Annotated in this window: 21 protein-coding genes and 1 riboswitch; of the genes, 9 read left to right on the forward strand and 12 right to left on the reverse strand. The window is 48.1% G+C overall.

Going from position 1 to position 24084, the window contains the following annotated elements; genetic code table 11:
* The 4 genes from DDR33_RS19935 to DDR33_RS19950 all read left to right on the forward strand — a co-directional run.
* The coding region (locus tag DDR33_RS19935) for a RagB/SusD family nutrient uptake outer membrane protein (protein ID WP_158280814.1) at positions 1-1106 on the forward strand (1106 nt) is incomplete at its 5' end.
* 17 nt (positions 1107-1123) lie between these two features.
* Positions 1124-3136, forward strand: a complete 2013-nt coding sequence (locus DDR33_RS19940; protein WP_109417564.1) for a TlpA family protein disulfide reductase — start codon at positions 1124-1126, stop codon at positions 3134-3136.
* 5 nt (positions 3137-3141) lie between these two features.
* A complete protein-coding gene (locus DDR33_RS19945) occupies positions 3142-4752 on the forward strand; it encodes a S41 family peptidase (RefSeq protein WP_146198815.1) in 1611 nt (536 codons plus the stop codon).
* A 1-nt stretch (position 4753) separates the two neighbouring features.
* Complete coding sequence (locus DDR33_RS19950; RefSeq protein ID WP_109417566.1) at positions 4754-5896, forward strand: TlpA disulfide reductase family protein; 1143 nt, start codon at positions 4754-4756, stop codon at positions 5894-5896.
* A gap of 123 nt (positions 5897-6019) precedes the next feature.
* Here DDR33_RS19950 and DDR33_RS19955 read toward each other — a convergent pair whose 3' ends face one another.
* From DDR33_RS19955 to DDR33_RS20000, 10 genes are all read right to left on the reverse strand, one after another.
* Positions 6020-6265 (reverse strand): hypothetical protein, encoded by a 246-nt coding sequence (locus tag DDR33_RS19955; protein ID WP_109417567.1) that lies wholly within the window; start codon positions 6263-6265, stop codon positions 6020-6022.
* Between the two features lie 200 nt (positions 6266-6465).
* Positions 6466-7521 (reverse strand): HesA/MoeB/ThiF family protein, encoded by a 1056-nt coding sequence (gene moeB, locus DDR33_RS19960; protein WP_109417568.1) that lies wholly within the window; start codon positions 7519-7521, stop codon positions 6466-6468.
* 10 nt (positions 7522-7531) lie between these two features.
* Complete coding sequence (gene thiH, locus DDR33_RS19965; RefSeq protein WP_109417569.1) at positions 7532-8647, reverse strand: 2-iminoacetate synthase ThiH; 1116 nt, start codon at positions 8645-8647, stop codon at positions 7532-7534.
* On the reverse strand, positions 8640-9407 hold the full coding sequence (locus tag DDR33_RS19970) for a thiazole synthase (protein ID WP_109417570.1): 768 nt from the start codon (positions 9405-9407) through the stop codon (positions 8640-8642). The genes thiH and DDR33_RS19970 overlap by 8 nt, the downstream gene beginning before the upstream one ends.
* Positions 9408-9410: 3 nt before the next feature.
* Entirely contained in the window at positions 9411-10034 is a 624-nt protein-coding gene (locus tag DDR33_RS19975) for a thiamine phosphate synthase (protein WP_109417571.1), read from the reverse strand.
* On the reverse strand, positions 10031-10645 hold the full coding sequence (locus DDR33_RS19980) for a thiamine phosphate synthase (RefSeq protein WP_109417572.1): 615 nt from the start codon (positions 10643-10645) through the stop codon (positions 10031-10033). The genes DDR33_RS19975 and DDR33_RS19980 overlap by 4 nt, the downstream gene beginning before the upstream one ends.
* A gap of 3 nt (positions 10646-10648) precedes the next feature.
* The gene (gene thiC / locus DDR33_RS19985) at positions 10649-12532 is read right to left on the reverse strand and encodes a phosphomethylpyrimidine synthase ThiC (RefSeq protein WP_109417573.1); all 1884 of its coding nucleotides are present in this window, start codon (positions 12530-12532) and stop codon (positions 10649-10651) included.
* Between the two features lie 21 nt (positions 12533-12553).
* Complete coding sequence (thiS, locus tag DDR33_RS19990) at positions 12554-12757, reverse strand: sulfur carrier protein ThiS (protein ID WP_109417574.1); 204 nt, start codon at positions 12755-12757, stop codon at positions 12554-12556.
* A 67-nt stretch (positions 12758-12824) separates the two neighbouring features.
* Positions 12825-12918, reverse strand: a riboswitch (TPP riboswitch).
* Positions 12919-13000: 82 nt separating this feature from the next.
* Positions 13001-13378, reverse strand: coding sequence for a DUF1304 domain-containing protein (locus tag DDR33_RS19995; RefSeq protein WP_109417575.1), 378 nt, complete (start codon positions 13376-13378; stop codon positions 13001-13003).
* An 18-nt stretch (positions 13379-13396) separates the two neighbouring features.
* Positions 13397-14947: a PAS domain S-box protein gene (locus tag DDR33_RS20000; protein ID WP_109417576.1), complete on the reverse strand. Its 1551-nt coding sequence runs from the start codon at positions 14945-14947 to the stop codon at positions 13397-13399.
* 318 nt (positions 14948-15265) lie between these two features.
* Between DDR33_RS20000 and DDR33_RS20005 the strand changes: the two genes are divergently transcribed.
* From DDR33_RS20005 to DDR33_RS20020, 4 genes are all read left to right on the forward strand, one after another.
* On the forward strand, positions 15266-17704 hold the full coding sequence (locus DDR33_RS20005; protein WP_202913798.1) for a glycoside hydrolase family 31 protein: 2439 nt from the start codon (positions 15266-15268) through the stop codon (positions 17702-17704).
* Positions 17705-17797: 93 nt separating this feature from the next.
* Positions 17798-18523, forward strand: a complete 726-nt coding sequence (locus DDR33_RS20010) for a DUF3667 domain-containing protein (RefSeq protein WP_109417577.1) — start codon at positions 17798-17800, stop codon at positions 18521-18523.
* A 98-nt stretch (positions 18524-18621) separates the two neighbouring features.
* Positions 18622-19125 carry an RNA polymerase sigma factor gene (locus tag DDR33_RS20015; RefSeq protein WP_109417578.1) on the forward strand — a complete coding sequence of 168 codons (504 nt, stop codon included), beginning with the start codon at positions 18622-18624 and terminating at the stop codon, positions 19123-19125.
* On the forward strand, positions 19115-19726 hold the full coding sequence (locus DDR33_RS20020) for a hypothetical protein (protein WP_109417579.1): 612 nt from the start codon (positions 19115-19117) through the stop codon (positions 19724-19726). The genes DDR33_RS20015 and DDR33_RS20020 overlap by 11 nt, the downstream gene beginning before the upstream one ends.
* 180 nt (positions 19727-19906) lie before the next feature.
* Here the strand turns inward: DDR33_RS20020 and DDR33_RS20025 are convergent, their stop codons facing one another.
* Both DDR33_RS20025 and DDR33_RS20030 read right to left on the reverse strand, forming a co-directional pair.
* A complete protein-coding gene (locus DDR33_RS20025) occupies positions 19907-21631 on the reverse strand; it encodes a cytochrome c peroxidase (RefSeq protein WP_158280815.1) in 1725 nt (574 codons plus the stop codon).
* Positions 21632-21768: 137 nt separating this feature from the next.
* Positions 21769-23259 carry a PhoX family protein gene (locus tag DDR33_RS20030; RefSeq protein WP_109417581.1) on the reverse strand — a complete coding sequence of 497 codons (1491 nt, stop codon included), beginning with the start codon at positions 23257-23259 and terminating at the stop codon, positions 21769-21771.
* 140 nt (positions 23260-23399) lie between these two features.
* On the opposite strand from DDR33_RS20030, the gene DDR33_RS20035 reads away from it, so the two are divergent.
* Positions 23400-23951 carry a dihydrofolate reductase family protein gene (locus DDR33_RS20035; protein ID WP_109417582.1) on the forward strand — a complete coding sequence of 184 codons (552 nt, stop codon included), beginning with the start codon at positions 23400-23402 and terminating at the stop codon, positions 23949-23951.
* Positions 23952-24084: the final 133 nt, after the last annotated feature.

The raw sequence follows: 24084 nt of genomic DNA on the forward strand, positions 1-24084 counted from the left end.
ATGCTTACGTCTGGGCTGAAACCTATTATGCGGAAACGCAGCAGGATTTAGGATGGAACAATTTGTACAAGCAGATCTATGTAAGCAATGATGTTATTGATGGAGTAATGGACAGCAGGAATGGCACTGATGCTGAAAAGAAATCGATCTCAGCAGAGGCTCTCGTTCAGCGTGCAGCTGCCTATCTTTCTCTGGTAAATCAATACGCACCCATTTATGACCCGGCTACAGCCGAAAGTAAAGACGGTGTTCCTTTACTGCTTGCTCCCGGTCTGTTCCAGGATCTAAAGAGGGCAAAGTTAAAGGCTGTATATGACCAGATCATCAAAGATGCAAATAATGCGATAGAGGCATTGCCGGAAACGCCTGCCTTTAACACCAAACCATCTAAAGCTGCGGCATATGCGCTGCTGGCAAGAACATACCTCATTACCCGGGACTTTGAAAAGGCGGCGGAAAATGCGGGTAAAGCACTGGCGATCCAGAGTACGCTGAATAACCTGGAGACTTATTCTACCAATGCGAGCTTGTATCCCAGAAAGCTGGCAGATCCGGAAACGATCCTCTCTAAAACGGTTGCAGGCTTCTTCGAAGCCAAATTAAATGATGAGTTGCTCGCTCTTTTTGATACAAGGGACCTTAGATACAGCATGTTCACAAGGGAGGATGCAAGTGTAGGAGGGCGCCGCTACAGCAAACATAACGTCACATTTGAAGGGAGATACGTTGGTTTATCTGTTCCTGAAATGATCCTCACGATGGCCGAATATTACGCACGCATCGGAAACGCTGATAAAGTAAACGAGTTGCTGAACCGCTTGCGGTCTAAACGTTTCAAAACCGCCGATTACACCCCGCTGGCATTAACCTCATCTTCCGACCTGCTTGGTGAAGTCATCAAAGAGCGCCGCCGCGAGCTGATGGGTACCGGCTTAAGGTGGTTTGATCAGAGGCGTCTGAGCCTGGATCCTGCATTTGCCAAAGATGTAGTAAGGGTATTTAACGGGCAGACTTACACCCTGTCTCCGGGAAGCAATCGGTTTGTTTACCCGATCAACGATGCCATTCTGAAGCTCAACCCTGAAATTGGCCAGAATCCAAGATAAATAAACACTTTTAGATAATGAGTACATTCAAAATAACAGCAATGTTATTCCTGCTGTCCGTAAGCACTTACGGACAGCAGTTAAAATCCAGGTTAAACTTTACTTCCGGGAAGATTACCCAGGGGAGTTCGGTCTCCCTTAGCTACGATGCAAAGGGCAGTGACCTTGAATACAGCGATGCTGTAAAAGCAGCGGTATATGTGTTCGACAACGAGAGCTGGCGTGTGGATACGTTAAACCTCAAGGGCATCAACGGTACCTGGAATGCCTCTTATGCCATCCCGGGCGACGCGCGCTTTGTGGCGTTCAAATTTTATCAGGGTCCCCTGGATAACCCCGAGGCCACAGACAATAATAATTTTAAAGGGTTTTACGCCGCTGTCAAGGATAAGACAGGAAAAAGTATCCCGGGCAATGCAGTGGGAGAAGCACAGTTGTTTCAGCCCTTGCAGGCAGCCAACAATATATACGGCTATTTCGGGAAAGACCTCGATGACCAGTTGAGCCGCGCCGATCAGTTACTGGAGCAGGAAAAGAAGATCAAAGGATCCAGTATCGGGGATTACCTGTTTTTTTACCTCAACATAAAGAAAAAAGTGCTGGGTGACGCAAAGGCAAAAATTCTGGGAACGCAGGTTATTAAAGCTCTTCTTGAAAAGCCCGGAACAGGAGAGCAGCAACTCGCAAAACTCAGTCGCCTTGCTGCATATAACCTCAAGGATGAGCAACTGGCAGATGATATTGCCAACCGGATCCTTCGCAACTATCCGGGGGGCTCTGAAGCCAGGTTTGTTGCTTTCAGCAGGATTAAGAAAAATTCACCGGATGCTAAAGTCAGGGAAGCTTCTTACGAAGAATTCCTGAAAGCTTACCCGGTATCCGAATGGCGGAAAAAGCGCGACGGAAAGGGTTTCATGTATTATGAACTGTACAGGAATCTTGGCAGCAGTTATTTTGAGTCCCGGCAGTACGATAAGTTTGTTGAGCTTTTCAAGCAAATGGATTTCCGGTCGGGCAATGAGGTATGGCGCTGGAATCTTACCCGTGGCCAAATGCTCGATGAACTGAAAAAGGGAAATGCAGCAGATACGCTGCTTTCCCTGGCTGAAGCCACTATACCGTATCTGCTAAAACTAAAGGACGATGGCTCATACTCCGAAGATTTCAATTCGGCGGAAGCGGCCCGCAGCAATGCATACAAACAGCTGGACGACCGTCTGTTTACCCTCATCTTTCTTCAGAACAAGACCAGGAATTATAAACGAGCCGCAGAAAGCTTTAAACATCTCTCGGAAGAAGGCCGGTACAGCAATGCCGATCTGAATGAGATCCATCTGAACGTGCTCGAAAACCTGGTCGATACCAAATCAATCCTTCCTTTGCTTGAAATGAGTGCGAAGGAAAACGCCCTTACGCCGCGAATGATGACCAAATTAAAGGAGATATACCTGGCCGGTAACAATAACGACGCATCAGGGTACGAACAATATTTTAATTCCCTGCGCTCGGGCGAAGAGAACAGGGAACTGGTAGCTCATGTAAAAGAAGGTTTGGTGAACTTTCCTTATAAGAGCTTCGAACTGGAAGATGCGGATGGTAAGATCGTAAAATCAGCCGACTGGAAAGACAAGATCGTGATCATCGATTTTTGGGCAACCTGGTGCCGGCCCTGCATTATGGCCTTCCCCGGAATGCAGCTCGTGGTGGATAAATATGCGAAAGACCCGGATGTACTGGTCTATTTCATCGGGACCATGCAGAATGGAGATTACAAAACCAAATCTGTTAATTATGTAAGAGAGTCGGGGTTCCGGTTTAATCTCCTGCATGATGCTGTAAACAGCACCAATGGCGAGCAGAATGTTGTCTTTAGAAGTATGGTGCCTTTGTTTAAATCTTCTGCAATCCCGCGTAAGATCATCGTGCAGAACGGCATTATTAAATATACATCAGAAGGTTACTCCGGTAGCCCCAGTAAATTACTCGACGAGCTGAGCATTGCCGTTGACCTGATCAAAAATCAAAAATAAGTATCGTGATTCGAAGAAGATATAGAATACTCGTTTGCGGAGCTCTGCTGGCGCTCGGTTCAAGCTCCCAGGCCCAGATGAACCCGAAATATAAACTGGAAGAAGCATTGAAGCTCATCCGGGAAAATTACGTTGACCAGGTGAACGAAGAGCATCTTGTTGATGAAGCCATCAGGGCGATGATTTCAAGCCTCGATCCGCACTCCCGTTACACCAGCCGTGAAGAAGCAGAAGCGATGCAGCAAAGTATGACCGGCAGCTTCACGGGCATTGGTATATCCTTTGCCATGATGAACGACAGTACGTTCGTTACCGGCGTCACCAATGACGGGCCTGCCATGAAATCCGGACTGCAGACGGGCGACCGCATTACGAAGGTGGATGGCAAACCGATCTATGGTGTGAACCTCAAAAATCAGGATGTGATGAAGATGCTTCGGGGACCATCGGGTTCCACCGTAGCGCTCGAAGTGGAAAGAAGAGGCCTCACGCAACCTCTGAACTTTAAGCTTACCCGGGCACGGATCCTCGACAAGAGCATAAAGGCCGCCTATATGGTCGACAAAGAGATCGGATACATCTCATTATCGGTCTTCGGCGAGTCAACGCGCCGGGAGATGGACGCCGCATTGAAATCGCTTATCGGCCAGGGCATGAAGAAGTTAATCCTCGACCTGCAGAGCAACGGGGGCGGATACGTTCAGTCGGCCATCGGCGTGGTAGACGAATTTTTACCAAAAGAGAAAATGGTTTTCTATTCCGTGCCCAATATCGGGGGGAAAGACTACTATTACACAGGTGGCTTCGGCCAGTTCTACAAGGGAGAAATGGTGGTGCTAATCGACGAATCGACCGCCTCTGCTGCGGAAATAACCACCGGTGCCCTGCAGGATTGGGACAGAGCTGTTATAGTGGGCCGCAGAAGCTTCGGCAAGGGCTTGATGCAAAAGCCCGTTCCGCTATCAGACGGTTCTGTGATGCAGCTCACCGGCGCCCGGTATTATACTCCTTCAGGCCGGTCTATCCAAAGGCCCTACACGAAAGGGAACTCAGAATATTTTGACGATTTCCAACGGCGTATGGCATCCCGCGAGCTTACAGAAGAAGGACACGTAAAATTTGCAGATTCCCTGAAGGTCTTCACACTTGAAACCAAAAGGCCTGTATACGGTGGGGGGGGTATTATGCCCGATAAGTTCGTACCCATAGACACCAACATGTACAGCAACTGGATGTCGCGACTTATGTTGTCGGGCATTATGACGAGGGTGGCATTTGATTATGTACAGAATAACCGGGCTGACATATTGAAGAATTATCCGCAATTCAACGATTTTCTTGGACACTTCCATATTTCTCAGCGGATGTATGACGATATCACGGCCCTTGCAGTAAAGCACCATGTAGAAATGCCGGCGGCATCCAACACCGCGGCATACGAAGCGATAGGTATCGAGCTTAAAGCGGAGATTGCATCGTCGATTTATAACGGGAGCGATTTTATTCTGCCGGTCCGCAACGCCGCCAATAAGAGTTATCTCACGGCTATAGACATACTTAGAAACAAGAAACTCTACGACAGCCTGCTGAACAGGACGGGCAAATCAAAAAAATAATATGAAAAATAGAATCATACTGGCGCTTTGCGCCGCGCTTCCAGCCTTTGTTTCGGCACAGGAAAGCTACACCATTACCGGTACCATTGGTAAAATTGATAAGCCGGCAAAGGCTTTTTTAAGAAAGAGGATCGACGGAAAGCTTTATGAAGACTCTGTTTACCTCAATAAGGGCCGCTTTTCTTTTAAAGGTTCTGTGCCCTACCCGATGGAGGCGCATATCAGGTTAAAGCACGACGATACACCTGATGACCCCAAAAAAGGAGTCAAATATGATGTACTGCCCTTTTTACTTAACAATACAACAATAACTATCAGTTCGAAAGATTCAGCTGCAAATGCGACAGTAGTCTCCCCGCTTAATCTTGAAAGCAAACGGGTAGACGCAATGCTCATGCCTATTTACGACAGGTATAAGGTGCTTGAAAAAGAGTACAAAGATCAGCCGGAGGAGAAAAAGCAGGATCGGGAATACATAAAAACACTTGATGACCGCGCTGCTCAGATACATGATGACATCATCGCAGCCAAGATGGATTATGTAAAGAAGAATCCGGATAGTTATATGGCGTTGATGGCCTTTAACTCAACCATTCCGCCCGACGATTTCGACGCCGTTGCAAAGGAGAAAGAATTTTTGGCAATGAGCGAAAGCATGAGGAACACCGGTTTAGGGAAACAGGTAGCTGAGAGGATTGCTAAAATGAAAAAGACGCAGGAGGGAGTAGAGGCAGCCGATTTTACGCAGCCCGATGTCAACGGCAAGCCGGTTAAGCTGTCTGACTTCAGGGGTAAATATGTTTTACTGGACTTCTGGGCATCCTGGTGCGCACCATGCAGGCGCGAAAATCCCAACCTGGTAAAAGCGTATGAAAAATACAAGCCCACCGGCAAATTCGAAATATTGGGAGTCTCATTAGATAAGCCGGCCGACAAAGCCAAATGGCTTAAAGCGATCGGCGATGATAAACTTACCTGGACTCAGGTCAGCGATCTCAAAGGCTGGGAGAATGAGGCAGGTGTTCTTTACGAAATAAAAGCCATCCCGATGAATTTCCTGATCGATCCCAGCGGAAAAATTATTGCAAAATACCTGCGTGGTGAAGCTCTTGACAAAAAGCTGCAGGAGCTCTTCGGCATGTAAAGATAAAATCAACCTCTCTAAATCTTATTTTTCTTTAATGATTAAAAATGAAGGGCCTTTCAAAGGGCCCTTTACTTTTTCTGAATAGCCGTTTGCCGGCATCGGTGGTAAATAAAGAAAATTTTAGTATACAACCGTTTCCTTTACGTGGCAGTGCTCTTTAACCCACGCAGGATCAAACTCACTAATCTCATGCCTCTCTCCTTTATAGATAAAATAGGAGTCAGGCTGTTCCTTTTTACCCACGCCCGGCATTTTGTTTATGATCTTTTCTTCCGGACAATCCCTGATCAGCTGGGAGTATTCCTGCTTTGTTTTGCAGCTGCTGAGAGCAAGCACTGCAGCCGTCATTATCATATAGCGTATCATATTCGTCAATTTAAAAGCCTGTACGGTAAAGACCCAGCTTCGTGTTACAGGTAATAGTTTGGATATTAAAGAAAAAATCCCCGCAGGAAGTGCGGGGAACAAAATCTATAAAACTATATCTGTAGAAATGTGATATATACCTGGATAAACACCCCGTATAAATACTTGTTTTTTTTTATTTGAAGATTTCAGCTGGTTTCCTATGCATAAATGCCTCCTTTCAGGTTGTATAACTCAGCATTCAGGAGAGGTTTGAGCATCTTGACCGCCATTTTGCTGCGCTGCCCGGTCTGACAGCAGAATACCAGCTTTTTGCTTTCCGGTATACTTTCGTACCGGGCGGCAAGCTCGTAAAGAGGAATGTTGATGCCTCCGATATTATACTCTTCAAATTCGTAAGATTCCCGCACATCCACCAGGGTAACCTCATCCTCACTGCTCCCCAGCCAGATCGCCAGCTGCACCGCATCAATCTCCTGGCTGGCGGCAATGCTGCACACCGGCTCCTCCTGCTTCGACGGCAGCTCCTCCCGTTTTGTTTTGGCAAATTTGAATACCCTCACCCCGCAGTCAAGCGCATCAATGGTTAACAATTTTCCGGATAATACTTCTCCCATACCGCAAATCACTTTAATGGCTTCATTGGCCATAAATGTGCCCACCATTCCCGGCAGTACTCCAATAACCCCGGTCTCTGCACAATTAGGTACTTCGCCCGGATCCGGCGCTTCCGGGTATAAGTCCCGGTAATCAGGCCCGCCCTGGTAATTAAACACCGAAACCTGGCCTTCGAACCTGAACACAGAACCGAAAACCAGTGGTTTGTTCAAAGCCACACAGGCGTCATTAACAAGATAACGGGTAGGGAAGTTGTCCGATCCGTCTATCACCACGTCATATTGCCGGATGATGTCGTGGATGTTGTGTTCAGTCAGGCGTTCGGGGAAGGACTTGATTTCCCCCCAGGGATTAAGCAATCCGAGCTTTTCTTTGGCCGCCAGCGATTTATTGATTCCGGTATCGTGTACAGTATATAATATCTGGCGGTGCAGGTTGCTGATATCCACCATGTCATCGTCAGCAATACCTACTGCACCTGCCCCCGCAGCCACAAGGTACTGCAGGACCGGGCATCCCAGTCCGCCGGCGCCCACCATCAGTACCCTGGCCTTCTTCAGCTTTTGCTGCCCCTCCATTCCCAGTTCCCGGAGGATAAGCTGACGGCTGTAACGTTTCAGTTCTTCTGTTTCAAACATCAGGATCTGCTCAATTGGTTAAACAATTATCCCAGTCTTTCCACACCGGCTCATAACCCTGTGCCCGGATCACACCTGCAATTTCTTCCGGACTGCGTTCATCAGATATTTCAAACTGCTCTAACGACGCCGGTTCAACGGAGTAGCCCCCCGGGTTGGTTTTCGATCCGGCACTCATGGTGGTAACACCCAGCCGGATAATGTTGTTTCGGAACTCAGGCGACTCACGGGTAGAGACCGACAATTCTGCCTCCTCGTTAAAAATCCGGTAAGCACAGATCAGCTGCACCAGTTCGCGGTCATTCATTTCCACCTTAGGTTCCAGCCCCCCGCTGAAAGGGCGCAAGCGCGGGAAAGAAAGGCTGTATCTGCTCTGCCAGTACCTCTTTTCCAGGTAATCCAGGTGGAGAGCAGTGAAGAACGAATCCGTGCGCCAGTCTTCCAGCCCGATAAGAACCCCTAACCCCATTTTATGTATGCCAGCCATACCCAGCCTGTCTGGAGTCTCCAGGCGGTAACGGAAGTTAGATTTTTTGCCTTTAGGATGATGTTTCCGGTAGTCATCCTCATGGTAAGTTTCCTGGTAAACAAGCACCGTATTCAGGCCATGCCCGATTAACTCAGCGTAGTCTTCTGTGCCGAGCGGCTGTACTTCCATAGAGATGTGCGAAAAATGAGGACGGAGCAGTCCGAGCACCTTCCTGAAATAGCCGACATGGACGGTTTGATTCGCTTCGCCGGTTACCAGCAGTACATGGTCATATCCCATCTGTTTAATAACAGCCACTTCCTGCATGATTTCTATGGGAGAAAGAGTTCTGCGTCTCATGTCATTATCGTAGCTGAAGCCGCAGTATGTACAGATATTGTTGCACTCGTTAGATAAATAGAGCGGTACATACATCTGGATCACATTTCCGAATCGTTTTCGCGTTAACTGCTGACTCAGCTGAGCCATCTGTTCCAGGTAAGGCGCGGCGGCGGGCGACACCAGCGCTTTGAAGTCCTCAAGAGTTCGCTTGCTTGCCGACAGAGCTTTCAAAACGTCATCCCCCGTTTTATTGTAAATGCTTAATCTGGTTTCATTCCAGTTGTAAGCTTTGAAAACATCGGTGAAATTACTCATCCAGGAAAGATGTTAGCGGGCTGCTGGCAACCGCATGTGAAACTTTCATGCCCAACCGTGCTTCATAAGCCATCCTTCCGGCTTCAACGGCCAGTTTGAAGGCCGCTGCCATTTGTGCCGGCTTTCCGGATACTGCTATGGCTGTATTCACCAAAACCGCATCAGCGCCAATCTCCATCGCTTTGGCAGCATCAGAAGGCGAACCAATGCCTGCATCAATGATCACCGGCACCCGGCTCTGGTCAATGATGATCTCCAGGAAATCAATTGTCTTCAGCCCCTTGTTGCTTCCTATAGGCGAACCCAGGGGCATCACCGCTGCGGTGCCTGCATCTTCAAGACGTTTGCACAATACCGGATCAGCATGAATGTAGGGCAGCACAATAAAGCCCATGCGGGCCAGCTCTTCCGTCGCTTTCAGCGTCTCAAGCGGGTCGGGCATCAGGTATTTCGGATCCGGATGTATTTCCAGCTTAATCCAGTTTGTTTCGAGTGCTTCGCGGGCCAGCTGAGCTGCAAACACAGCTTCGCGCGCATTGCGTACCCCCGACGTATTAGGCAGCAAACGGATATGCGGGTGATTGAGATGAGTTAAAATGTCATCAGTGTCATGGTTCTTCATATCCACCCGTTTGAGGGCCACGGTAACCAGCTCAGAACCCGAAGCCAAAAGCGCGTCTTCCATTATGGCGGATGAGCTGAATTTGCCGGTCCCCGTGAACAGCCGGGAATGAAAGGTAGTATCTGCTATCTGTAACATATTTCAGAAAATTAAATCATACATGCGCTTCACCGTCTGCAGACGGTCTGCGGCGTGAGTAATAGCGCCCGAAACAGCTATCCCATAAACGCCCGTTTTCATAATGAGGGGAACATCATCAACCTCTATTCCGCCAATGGCGATCACCGGCAAACCAATGCCCGATTGGCGTGCCTGCTGCATAACCGATTGGTATCCCTCAATACCCAAAACAGGGCTCAGCCGCTTTTTAGTGGTAGTAAAGCGGTAAGGCCCCAGGCCAATATAGTCAGCCCCTTCAGCCGCCCGCTGAAGCACGTGAGCAAAAGTGTTGGCTGTGCCGCCGATGATCAGCCGGGTTCCTGCAATAGCCCTGGCCTCCCTTACGGGCATGTCATCCAGTCCCAGGTGTACCCCGTCGGCACCGGCTTTCAGCGCGATCTCAGGATAATCGTTAATAATAAGCTTCGCCCCGAAGACTTTACACAGGGAAGCAGCCTCAGCAGCATAAGCCAGGATACTGGATTCCGGTTCATCCTTTACCCGCAGCTGTATCCATTTGCAGCCGGCTGCCAGCGCATTTTTTATCGCCGTAAGGTGCGAACCATCCGCCGCCGCCTGAGAGATATAGTGAAGTTTGTCAATCATAAGAGATCTTGTTGTACAGGCATATTTGCCTGTAGGAGTGTGAAAATTTCTATGGCTTTTTCCGGTTGCTGCCAGACAGTGCCCAGCACCGCAGCTCCGCCAAATCCCATTTCTTTTATCGCGGGCAAATGCCCGGCTTCTATGCCGCCCAAAGCGATAACCAGTGGCCTTCCCGGTGCAGGCTTGATCCTGAAGCCGGGCTTAACAGCACTTCTGTAACCCGGCTTTGATATACTGTTGAACACCGGCCCGAAAAAAACATACTCAAAAGGACCCGGTGAAGAAAGATGCTGTACCTCGTGCACCGATGTGCTCAGCAGGTATCCCCGTTGAACTTTAGATTCAATTACGTTTGCAGAAGCCTGCCTGCGCGCCTCTTCCGTATAATGCAGCCGGTTAATGCCGTAAGTCTGTGCCAGCCCGTGGTGCTGATGCAGAGCGATGCGGGGGTAAAAAGCAGGGTCGATGCGGTCGAGTAATGCACCAAACTCACCGGCGCTGCTTCCCGGCTTACGTAGATGAAAACGTAACATTCCAGCCCCGAACAGGTGGTTAATGACTGCCGCTTCACCGCTAAAGCCCTCCGGATTCGAAATCACGATCAGCTGCATCTGTCACAGGTATAATTCGCTCCCTTTCTCCGCAAACTCTTTCGATTTCGCTTCCATTCCCCTCTCCAGTGCCTCTTGCCCGTCCAGCCCATTCTCTTTGGCATAGTCGCGCACATCCTGCGTGATTTTCATGGAGCAGAAGTTTGGCCCGCACATCGAGCAGAAGTGCGCTACCTTCGCCCCGTCGGCCGGCAGGGTTTCGTCATGAAACTCGCGCGCAGTATCCGGATCGAGCGCCAGGTTAAACTGGTCTTCCCACCTGAATTCAAAGCGGGCTTTGCTTAAGGCATTGTCCCGGTATTGAGCCCCCGGATGGCCTTTCGCCAGATCTGCAGCATGGGCTGCGATTTTGTAGGTGATCACACCATCCTTCACGTCTTTCTTATTAGGCAGCCCCAGGTGTTCTTTAGGGGTAACGTAGCACAGCATGGCGGTACCAAACCACCCGATCATAGCGGCTCCGATAGCCGATGTAATATGGTCGTATCCCGGGGCGATGTCGGTAGTAAGAGGGCCTAAAGTATAGAAAGGCGCTTCCGCGCAATGCTTCAGCTGCTTGTCCATGTTTTCTTTGATCAGGTGCATGGGGACATGACCGGGACCCTCGATGATCGTTTGCACATCATGCTTCCAGGCAATTTTAGTAAGCTCACCCAGGGTTTCCAGTTCTGCAAACTGCGCTGCATCATTAGCGTCGGCAATACTGCCCGGACGCAGGCCGTCGCCCAGGGAGAAGGCTACATCGTAAGCCTTCATAATTTCACAGATCTCTTCGAAGTGGGTATACAAAAAGTTCTCCCGGTGATGGGCCAGGCACCATTTGGCCATAATGGACCCTCCGCGAGATACGATACCGGTCATCCGTTTTGCCGTTAAGGGAATGTAGCGCAGCAGTACCCCGGCATGGATGGTGAAATAGTCTACCCCCTGTTCTGCCTGCTCAATCAGGGTGTCCCTGAAAAGTTCCCATGTCAGGTCTTCCGCCTTGCCATTCACTTTTTCCAATGCCTGGTAAATTGGCACGGTACCAATTGGTACCGGCGAATTGCGGATGATCCATTCCCTTGTCTCGTGTATGTTTTTACCGGTAGACAGGTCCATAATAGTATCAGCCCCCCACCGGCAGGCCCAGACAGCTTTTTCCACCTCTTCTTCAATGCTGGAGGTGACCGCCGAATTGCCAATGTTCGCATTGATCTTTACCAGGAAATTGCGCCCGATGATCATCGGTTCACTCTCCGGGTGGTTGATATTCGACGGGATGACGGCGCGGCCCGCCGCTACTTCCTGGCGCACGAACTCAGCAGTAATAAATCCCTTCGGAGTATTGGCGCCGAAGTTTTGACCGGCATGCTGCCGGCCAAGTGCCTCGTACTGGCCGTTCAGCTGTTCTTTCAGTAAATCTATGCGCTGGTTTTCCCGGATGGCAATGTACTCCATTTCAGGAGTGATTATGCCTTTCTTAGCATAATGCAATTGCGATACATTCATACCTGCCCTGGCGCGCAAAGGCGCACTCCTGTAAGCAAACCGTAAATCATCCAGGCCGGTGTCAGCCAGGCGTCTGCGGCCGTAATCAGATGATATCAGGTCAAGCCTGTCAACATCGCCGCGTTCCAGTATCCAGCTTTCACGCAGCCTTGGCAGACCTTTCCTGACGTCTATCTCAACGTCCGGGTCAGTATAAGGTCCGCTGGTATCGTAAACGGTAACAGGCACGTTCGGCTCGGTTTCGCCGAAGCGGCCATGCAGTTTAGTATCGCCGAGCGCTATTTCGCGCATGGCAACACGGATCGGATGCAATTGCCCCTCAGCATAAATTTTGCGTGATGCCGGGAACGGCGTGGTCGTAATAACCTGTTCTGACGGAATTTTTTCAGTTTTCATAATGGCGCTATTTCGTGTAGTTTATCCTCCCTGGGTAGCTTTAATGATAATAATATTGTCGCCGGGGTTCAGAAGCAGGCCTTCCCACTGGCTTTTAGGAACAATGGCTTCGCCTATAGCAACAGCCAGTCCCTGTAAAGGCCGCTGCAGGACATCACTGAGCAGCATGCGCACAGTGCAGTCATCCGGGACAATATAATTTTGCTGATTAACGGTAACTTCCATTTTGCTGCGTTTTAAAAGCTAACTGTAGGAATGTCCCCGTATTAAGAAAAGAAGAAACAACGCGAATAGCATTGCCATCACTTTTCCCTTCGCCGGCATTACCCGGATCAGGTTCAAAGGGTATTATCTCAGTCCGTTAAAGGACACCCCTAAAGTCACCATAAAGGTAAAAGAATTTATTCGGTAATTGCAACCATACCCTGCAAACTAAATTCGTAACCTCTGCCCGGTCAGGTTTCAATTTCAAGAAAGGAGTACCAGTATCAGGGCAATAATAGCCGGTAAAGCCTGCGTGAAGAAAATTTTCCGGGAAGACACCAGGGCGCCGTAAATACCCGCAGTGATCACGCAGCCCAGAAAAAACAGTGCGATGTTCTTTTGCCACACCTCATCGGTGATCAGAAAGCTCCAGATCAGGCCGGCAGCCAGGAAACCATTGTATAAGCCCTGGTTTGCAGCCAGCCCCCTGGTCGGTTTAAACAAGTCCTCCGGCAAAGCCCCTTTAAAGACGCGTTTTCCGGTAGTTTCCCAGGCAAACATTTCCATCCATAAAATGAACAGGTGTTCAATTGCTACTATTGCCACAAAGATTTTTGCGATGACGAGAGTAAACTGGTCCATAAGATCTGAGTAAATTGATCATTGTTTTTGAACAGGAAATCTGTAACCCCGGGTTCCGTTTGTTCCCTCCCGGATGATAATAGCGTTCGCATTATCCGATATACGATGAACCAGCTGATCCAGTTCTTTGCACGAATAGATCATTGCCTTCATCAGTTCTGCCGTTTCGTCGCCGCTTAATTGCGGTCCCGTAATCAGGTCAAGAATTCCCATGATACGCGAAAGAGGTGCTCTGACGTGATGAGACTGAACATAGGCAATTTCCATCAGCAACTGGTTTTGCTTTTCTATTTCGTTGATATATTCTTTCTCCTTCGTCATGTCACGCGTCACCTTGGAAAAACCAATCACTTCTCCCGCGGAATCATGCAGCGCCGTGATCACCACAAAAGCCATAAAACGGCTTCCATCTTTCCTCACCCTCCAGCCGCTGTCAATTGCTTTTCCCGTTTCAGCGGCGATCCTTAACAAGGCTGCAGGTTTGTCTGCACTCCGGTCTTCTTCCGTATAAAACACCGCGTGATTCATCCCAATGATCTCGCCGGCCCGGTAACCTTTGATCTTTTCCGCTCCCAGGTTCCAGTTTTGAATATTCCCTTTAGCATCAAGCAGCAGGATCACATAATCCTCCACTTCATCTACCATCTTTTTATATTGCTCCCGGGTCCGGCGGAGTTTTTCCCGTCCCTGAATTTCTCTTTCCACCCAGTTTGAAACATCCTCCAGTGTTCCGCATAAGCTCGAAAGCCCCTGCTGAATCACCGGGTTGGCCCTTGCCAGGCACCAATGTCCGCTTTCTGTACGAAACACCGCGTCAAATTTTTTCCGCTCCCCGGTGGCCGCAATGAGTTGTTCCTCTACAATCTGCCGGTAGTCCGGATGAACAGCCTCAAAAAAATGACCGGTATCCATCCTGATCTTATCAGGGCTCATTTCGGTAAGCACACTGCTCAGGCTTTTGCTCAGGAAATCAAAGGAAATATTTCTTTGGTTATCAAGCGAGAGCTGGAATAAAGCGACAGGAGAGTGTTCACTGATATACTCCAGTTGCTGTTCTATCTGGTCCTTTTCCTGTTTAAGTTCCAGGGCGGCCTTCCTTGCTTCTATCACGTTCATTACCCTGGCTGCCAGCAGTGTCAGCATCTTCAGTTCGTATGGGTTTACCTCCCTGGGATTCCGGTCCACAACGCACAACGAACCCAGCAGGTAGCCATTCGCAGAAAGGAGAGGTACCCCGGCAAAAAACCGCAGGTGAGGCTCGTTGACTACCCAATAATTGTTTTTAAACTGTTCATCCGTGCTGGCATCGGTTACAATCAGCGGAGCAGCGGGATTATCCAGCATTTTGGTGCAGAAAGAATGTTCAGCTGGACTATGGCGCGCCTTCATGCCGTACCGGGCTTTAAACCACGTCCGGTCCGATCCTATAATCGTAATAAGGGCGATCGGAGTATCAAAGTATTTGGCGACCAGACCGACGATCCCGTCAAATTCCTTGTCCGGAGCCGTACCAAGAATGTGGTACGATTCCAGCTCTTTAAGTCTTAAGTTTTCTTCAGCCCTTTTCATACAATAACTCCTTATATCCCCGCCGGAAAGTGTATAAAGGTTACAAAAGATATCCTTCCGGCAATTGCGCGCAACCTGAAATTATAAGTAAATATAAAGAAGAAATAGATTCGGTTTCGCAAAATCTTCTTTTGTTTTTAGAAGATCCGGAAGGACCCCGCAACCATCATTACTCAATCTAAACATGCAATAAATCAACATACGTGCTAGTTTAGTCAACATCTGTATTACCTCAGATGCCCCCGGCAGCTTAAATTTGCCCTCAAAACAGATACTATATCATCTGATACCAAATAATAAACCAGGAATAACTTTAGTATGATGAGAAGTCTTAAACACACACTGGCACTGATCTTATTTTTTACAACCACCACGCAGGCACAAAACTACCAGAGAACACCTTTGGGGGCAAAGGTGCAGGCCGGATCAACAGATGTTGAAATCCAGTTCTTTGATCCCTCAACGGTAAGGGTGCTGAAGTCGCCCGCCGGGAAAACCTTCAAAAAAGAAAGCCTGTCGGTCATAAAAAAGCCGCAGGCCACAAAGCTGGCGATCAGCCGGAAGGCAGACATTCTTTCTTTAAAAAGCAACAGTCTGACAGTTAACGTGGATTTGAAATCAGGTGCAATAGCCTACTCAAGCCCCGCTGGGCAAGCTCTGCTGGCAGAAAAAGAGGAGGGCGCTTCCTTTGTCCCTTTTGATGATGCAGGATCGCAAGCCTATACCGTGACACAGTCTTTCAGGCTCGACAAAGATGAAGCAATATACGGCCTCGGCCAGCAGCAGCGGGGCAAATTATCCCTCCGCGGTGCAAAGATCAACATGGTTCAGGGCAACACCGATGACTTTGTGCCTTTCCTTGTTTCCACCAGGGGCTATGGCTTGTTCTGGGATAACTATTCGCCCACCCTGTTTGAAGACAAAGAAGAAAACACCTCTTTCAAATCAGACATCGGCGATTGTATCGACTATTATTTTATGCTCGGCGGAAGCCTTGACGGGTCCATCGCCCGCATGCGCAGCCTGACCGGCCAGGCCCCCATGTTTCCCCTGTGGACGTTTGGCTTCTGGCAAAGCAAAGAGCGTTACAAAACGCAGGATGAACTGGTAGGAGTAGTTCGCAAATACCGCGAACTGGGGGTTCCGCTCGACGGGATTATCCAGGACTGGCAATACTGGGGAAACAATTACCAGTGGAATGCAATGGAATTCCTCAATCCCGATTTCTACGATCCGAAGAAAATGATCAGCGACATTCATCAGATGAATGCCCGCATGGCAATTTCCATCTGGGCCTCGTTCGGTCCTAAAACCAAACAGTATCGTGAACTCGAAAAGATAAATGCCCTATATAATTTCTCGACCTGGCCCGAATCGGGAGTAGAAAAATGGCCGCCCAACAAAGATTATCCCTCAGGAGTAAGAGTGTATGATCCCTTCAATCCCGCCGCCAGGGAGATCTACTGGAAATATCTCAACAAAGGAATTTTTTCTCTTGGAATGGACGCCTGGTGGATGGATTCTACCGAACCCGACAATTTCGATAACAAGCCTTCGCACACCTATCTCGGCTCTTACCAAAAAGTAAGGAATGCGTTTCCCCTCATGTCAGTGGGCGGGGTATACGATAATCAAAGAGCTGTTTCTTCTGATAAGCGCGTATTCATTCTCACCCGCTCGGCCTTTGCCGGGCAGCAGCGCTATGGTGCAAACACCTGGTCGGGAGATGTGAACTCCTCCTGGCAAACGCTCAGGAACCAGATTCCTGCCGGTCTGAATTTCTCCCTGAGTGCCATTCCGTACTGGAACTCCGATATCGGGGGCTTTTTTGCAGGTTCCTACAATCAGACCTGGAATGACGGATCCGGCCCTCAGAATCCTGCCTTCCGCGAGCTGTATGTCCGCTGGCTCCAGTTTGCCGCCTTCACGCCCATGATGCGTTCACATGGCACAGACGTTCCCCGGGAAATTTACCAGTTCGGGAAAAAAGGAGAGCCCATTTATGATGCCATCGAAAAATCTATTCATTTACGTTACTCCCTGCTGCCCTATATCTATTCCGCTGCCTGGGATATCACCAGCAGCCAGTCGACCATGATGCGGGCGCTGGTAATGGACTTTAACGACAAGAAGGTCATCAACATGAACCACGAGTATATGTTTGGCAAATCCATATTAGTAGCGCCTGTAGTGAATGCACAATATACCCCCGAAACACTCGTGAAGTCAACCGCCGAAACAGGCTGGAATAAGAACGCCAACAGCAGCAGCAAAGCTGTCCCTGTAAATTTCACAGAACCCAAATCCACTACTGTGTATCTTCCCCGGGGAACTGCATGGTACGACTTCTGGACAAACGAAAAGATCGCGGGGGGGCAGGAAATAGAAAAGCGGACCACCATAGACGAGATTCCTCTCTACATTAAAGCCGGAAGTATCCTGCCCACCGGTCCGCAGGTGCAGTTCGCCACCGAAAAGAAATGGGATCATCTCGAAATCAGGGTGTATCCCGGCGCCAACGGGGAGTTCAGCCTCTACGAAGACGAGAACGACAATTACAACTACGAGAAAGGAGCCTTTTCCACCATCCTGTTTAAATGGGATGATAAAGGCAAAACACTCACCATCGGAGCCCGCAAAGGTTCGTTCCCCGGGATGTTAGCAACCCGCAGGTTCACCATAGTTTACATGGGAAATGACAGGAAAGTCTCCCGTGAAGTCACCTATGATGGTAAAATGCGAAAAGTTAGTTTATGATAATAGGGTAGAGGTACCAAAATTTCTTATTTTTATCCCCGGGGATCTTATTGAAATAGCTACCGGCTAATAAACAAGTACGGGGATAAAACAATGAATTGTAAAAACTGCAGCATAGAATTGACTTCAAAATATTGCCCGGAATGCGGCCAGCCTGCAACGGTTAAAAGGATTGACGGACATTACATTATACATGAAATAGAACACGTTCTTCATTTTGAAAAGGGAATTTTTTATACCATCAGAGAACTGCTGATAAGGCCTGGAGATAATATAAGACATTTTCTTACCGAAAACAGGAGCAGGCTCGTAAAACCTGTCATCTTCATCATTATTACCTCTCTGATCTATACGCTTTCCAGCCATTTCTTTCATGTTGACGATGGCTATGTGAAATTCGAAGGAGCAGGACACAGCACCAGTACTTTAATTTTTAAATGGGTGCAGGACCATTATGGATATTCAAATATCCTGATGGGAATTTTTATAGCCCTATGGGCAAAGGTCTTTTTCCGGAAATATGATTACAATTTATATGAGATCCTGATCCTTTTGTGCTTTGTAATGGGAATGGGGATGTTGTTTTTAGCTGTCTTCGCCATGGTCCAGGGACTCACACATTTTGATTTAATGCAAATCGCCAGTTTTATTTGTATTATTTATTGCTCGTGGGCTATTGGTCAGTTTTTTAACAAGAAAAAGCCGGTTAGCTATGCTAAAGCATTTGGTGCTTATGTGTTGGGAATGATTACTTTTTCGGTGACAGTTGTATTGTTGGGAGCATTAATAGATCTGGCAATACATTCCCAGGCCAAATAATTTTTTATTCATAATGTAACGTTTCGGAATGCCGCGGTACTTACCGGATAAAAATGAATAAAAAGGTTACACTGTAACTCCCGTTAAATAAAGAACCCGTGGACATAAGCGAAAAGCAATTTCTGACATTGGTAGCTGCCCACAAAGGCATTCTTCATAAAGTAGGAAGAATGTATATGGATACTGCCGAAGACCGGGAAGACCTGCATCAGGAAATTATTATCCAGCTCTGGAAGTCTTACGGGAACTTCAAAGGAGAGAGTGAATTTTCTTCCTGGATGTACCGGGTAGCCGTCAACACTGCTATCACCTATTTTAAGAAAGAAAAACGACGCAGTGACACATTCACTTACGAGGTCATCACAGAACCTGTAAGCGAACCTTACGATGATCAGAAGGATCAGCAATTGGAAGTATTCTACAAAGCAGTACAAAAACTGACTGCCGTAGAAAAAGCGGTTATCCTGTATTTTATGGAAGGCCTTTCCCACAAAGAAATAGGGGGGCAGCTCGGTATAAGCGAAGTGAACGCCCGCGTAAAGCTTAGCAGAACAAAAGAAAAATTGCAGAACATTATAAAAAACTCCGGCCATGAATCTTGATGAACTAAAATCAGCCTGGAATAAAGAAAATACAAGCGACGTAAGTGTTCCGGAAAGCGTACAGCGGCTAAAGAAAGCCCGGCATCCCCTCGACAAGCTGAAACGGAACATGAAAAACGAGTGGTTCATGCAGTTGGCGGCGATCATCGCTCTGGCCTTTATCCCTCAGATACAGCATATCCACGCCAGCCTGTATCCCTTTTACTATGCAACGTACAGTGTCCTGGTAATTGTCTCTGCATATTATTTAAGCAGGTTCCGGAACTTTTATACACATATCACGCACTATTCCGGTGATACAAAGGATAGCCTGACAGAAATATACTATGAATTCAGGCTGAACATCGAGCGTTATCACTCCTTCGGCTTCCTGTTGCTGCCCTTTTGCTTGGTCTGGCTGGCCATTTATATACACAGTGACCTTCTGAAACAAGGGAAAAGCCTGGCATCTCTCTCCGGAGATACCAGAATGCAGTTGCTGGGGCTGGTTATCTTCATCATTCTCCTGCTCGTTGCCGCCATCCTCGGCTGGACAAAATATTACTACGGAAAGTACCTGAAACAACTGAAAGCTGTTATCGATGAATTGAAGTCAAACTGATAGTTCCGGTTTCATTCCGTCATTTGCCCCTCAATTGTCGCGAATACCCCCTGTTACGTTTTAAATTAGCAACTCACAGAAATTAGAATATACCTGCCCGGTATTTTGCACAAACGGCTACAAATAATAGTGCCGTGAAGTCACCTGTGGTCGTAAAATGCAAAAACTTAATTTATGGTCTTACTGATCTTCCAATGTTCCTAAAAACGCAATAATTGCGGCCATTTCCTGCTTGGTTAGATTTAGTTTATCACCGGAAAGCGTTTGGTTATCGGTCTTAATGCCAATACCTGAGCCTCCGCCTTTGTTGTAAAAATCAAGGACTTCTTCCAATGTTTGGTAAACGCCGTTGTGCATATAAGGGGCGGTCTTCGTAATGTTCCTCACGGTTGGTGTCTTAAAAGCATGTTTGTATTGCGGATAATGATACAGGGAATATCTGCCCGCATCCCGGTCGATTTCGGGCATACCGGGATCGGGAGTAGCAGGAACGCCCAAAACCTCCGCTTCACTTTTATTGAATAGTGGGGGAGGGGTTCCGTTAAAAACCGGTGTAAAATGGCAGGTTGCACACTTTGCTTTACCCATGAACAGGTTAAACCCGCGCTTTTCTTCTGCATTAAGTTTGCTTTTATCGCTGCGCATGTACAGGTCAAACCTGGAATTGAAAGGCGCCAGCGAGCGGATATACGATGCCAGAGCATGCTGTATGCGCCAGGCATCAGCTTTCCCCTGACTGTCGTGAAAGGCCGCCATGAACAAAGCTCTGTACGTCCCCGCCGAATTGATGCGCCGTGAAGCCTGTTCCAGCGACCCGTTCATCTCCTCTTTGTGATGAACCACGTCGAGAGCCTGGTCTTCCAGGCTGCCAGCTTTCAGGTCATAGAAAAAAGCACGTTGTAACCCTGCGTAATTAAGCGTTGGCGTATTCCGAAGCAGCGACGTGCCTTTAGTAACTGCCGCCGCCTTAGTGAGTCCGTCAGAAAAGGCCTTTGATGGATGATGGCAGCTGGCACAGCTCCTGTCATGGCTGTTCGACAAAACCGGGTCGTGAAATAATGCCTTCCCAAGCACCACTTTTTCCCGGCTGATAAATTCAGTACTGTTGCTCACAAATTTATTGAGATTGAACGCATTCACCTGGAATAAACTTATTGTATTATCCCGCAGGGCAGAGCCGCTCGCCGTTGCAGAAATACGATGTTTCTTACGAGCCTGATCAATGTGCAAACTGACCGGATCCAGGTACTCTGTTATAAACTCCAGCCTGTCAAACCCATCAAAATCCGTATGCCTTTCAAGGTACGCAATAGCCTTGCTGACAGATGCCGGAACCTCGTCCTGCTCATAGGCGGCAAGCACTTTTGCAATCCCGCTAAGTGCCGCAGCCGCTTCCGGTAATGACTGCAGCGCCGAAGGGGTATCAAAACCGGTAATCCCAAGCCCTGTTATCCTGAATACCTCGAGTCTGATGGCGTCAAACAGCTGTGCATCCGTAATTTCGTATTGTTCATTGAACCTGACAATCCGCTTTAGGTTGAGCTGCATCTTCTTTACCTCATTAAGCAGATCGGTATAACCGGCAGCAGATGGATCCGAATACAGGATCTCCTCCATCACCTGGAATCCCGTAGGGTTCTCAACCATGTTTTCCCCCAGCTCAATCTCATCTACAGGTGCCCCGTTCAGCATCACCGCCGTAGCCGGGAAGAAATATTCGATATAGTATTCGATGGTCTTATATTGCTTCCTTGCTTCCAGGAAAGCGGTTTTGGCTGCTTTTTCATCTGAGTGCCTCACCGAAGGCAGCAGTTTCTTGTCGATGACAGACTGCAGCAAGGCAAGGTCCTCATCGAATGAACGCTTGACCTCGATGGCCGTAGGCCTGGTGCTTTTGCAATACATGCAAAATATAAAGACGTGGATGAGAATAAGGGATGTAATACAAATACGGTACCGCTCAAACATGCTGAAACAGAATTAGAATGACAATAAATCCCCCTGCGGCCATACCGAAGGGGGATTTATAAAAACGGCCTCGATTATTTAGATACTCCGCGAACGATGACCACCTGTCCGCCTTCACTGTTATTCGTCAGGCGCGTGGCACCCCCGTCAGCATTTTTATATTTCTCACTTGTCCAGGTGTGGGGGTGAATGTTCACTACAAAAGTATTTGGGATACCTGTCAGGTTCGACACGTCATACATAGCGCCGTATTCCCACGAACTCAGCTGAGAGTTGTTTGAAGGATTATATTTGCCGTTGAACGTAGCATCATTCCGGCGGTGGTTCATCTGCAGCATGGCTTTTAACGATTTGTTAGCCATAGAGAACTGCCAGATCGTCCCGTCGTGATTGTTGTTTTTATAAAAAGAATCCCCATCCTCCTGAATGTATACGTAATTTTCCGTTACACAAAGATTGTCAGGGTTCACAATGCTGTTGCCCGGATCATCTCCGCCGTCCACCGCCACTTCCAGTTTGCCCCTGAGCGGGTTTGAAGCATCCAGCACCAGTTTGTAAACGCGGCCCCACATGGTTTTGCCGCTTACCGGAGTCAGCTTATCTCCCTGGCTTACACCCGTTGCGGTAAAATAGATCTCACGGCCGTTCTCTGCACTACCCTTCCTGTAATCAATATCTTCCACCCGGGCAAGCATCAAGGCTTTTTTATCCACGGTCTGCTGCTGCAACTGTGCACCAGTGCTGCTTTTTACATTATCCAGCTCCACGAATTCAACATCATAAACCTGGCCTTTGGTCATATTGGTTTCAACCGGGTCATTATTCGTGCGTTTCATCACATACAGCTTCCCGTTCTGCAGGTCCCCCTGTGTATTCGACACATACATAGCCAGCTGGCCGTCACTTTCATCTTCCCCTATCAGGATAACGGTTTTGCCTGCAAAACTTCCCTTAGGCAGTGGCACCGCATTTTCTGCGCTCCAGCGTCCAAGAGCCGCTACCGTTCTCTGGTTGTTCTTCTTGTCGGCAGGCGCTAGCGGGTCAATAGCGTGGATCATAGATTCGGCACCGCTTTCCCCCGCAGTCAGAAAAACGGGTTTTGCAAAACCATGTTCTTCAGGGGTAGCCATAGTAGCCGAGCATAGACGCGTCATGCCACCCTCTGAATCCACGATATATTCCCCCTTTACCGGCTTGAAATTCTTGTCGAGATACACCCGTGAAACCGACTGTAGTATTTCATGATTGTTGATCATGATGAACCCTTCTCCATCAGTATTTTTAAGAATACCAGCTCCATCCGGCTGTGCCCCAAATATGAAACCCGGAGATTCGGGCAATACATCATCCGAACTGATCAGCGTTGTGATCTTAAGGCCCTCAAAGCCAGGCATCGTTTTGATCAGGGAGGGATTTACCGAATAATCATCGAGCTCGGCAGGAACCACGGTTTCAGGCTCATCCTTGTTCTTGTCTTTTTTACACGCGGTAAATATCGCGGCAGAGGTCACAAAAACCGCTACGGCAATACTTACTGCTTTTTGGCTGAATAGATGTTTGTTCATTTTGATTTCGTTTTCATCAAAGCTAGCGCGGCCATGTTGTAAAAAAGTAAAGTCCGTGTTAAGCTTACTTTCCACAAATACCCCTCATTTGTCGCGAATACCCCCTGCCAGGTTTTAAATTATGCCTTAATTTTGAGGTTATGAGAACCGTAACATTCACCATGAACATTAGCCTGGACGGCTATTGCGATCATACTATGGCTACTCCAAGTGAGGAACTGATGAACTATTTTACTGCTACGATGGATGATGTTGATCTGCTCTTTTACGGGCGCGTGATGTACCAGATGATGTATCCCTACTGGACCGATGTCGCAAGAGATCAGTCAGGTTCAGAAGCAGAAAACAAGTTTGCAGAACGGCTCTGTGCAATTGACCGCGTTGTGGTCTCAACCACCCTCGATGCAGAAGATGCGAAAACACGCATTATCCGCAGCAATCCGGCAGAAGAACTGCTGAAATTAAAACAACAGCCCGGTAAGAAAATATCTGTAGACAGTGTAAGTCTGTTGCCCGAATTGATAAAGGCAGGCTTGATAGATGAATTTTACTTCGTCATTCACCCGGTCATTGCAGGGCATGGACGGCCGCTTTTCCCCTCCGGAAGCCTCAATGAATTGCTGAGTCTGAGATTATTAAGTACCAGAACTTTCGAAAACGGATGCGTAGCGCATCATTATTTGAAGCCGTAAGCTAAAATGGTACCTTAGCAATAAAGTCGTCAAAACATAGCCGGACAATTACCAGCGGATAACAACCTTCCCATGACCGCCATCTGTTGCGCCGCCGCGGGTACTTGCTACAAGTGTACCGTTAATATACGAT

The organism is Pararcticibacter amylolyticus (genome assembly GCF_003130405.1).
In the GTDB taxonomy this organism is placed as follows: domain Bacteria; phylum Bacteroidota; class Bacteroidia; order Sphingobacteriales; family Sphingobacteriaceae; genus Arcticibacter; species Arcticibacter amylolyticus.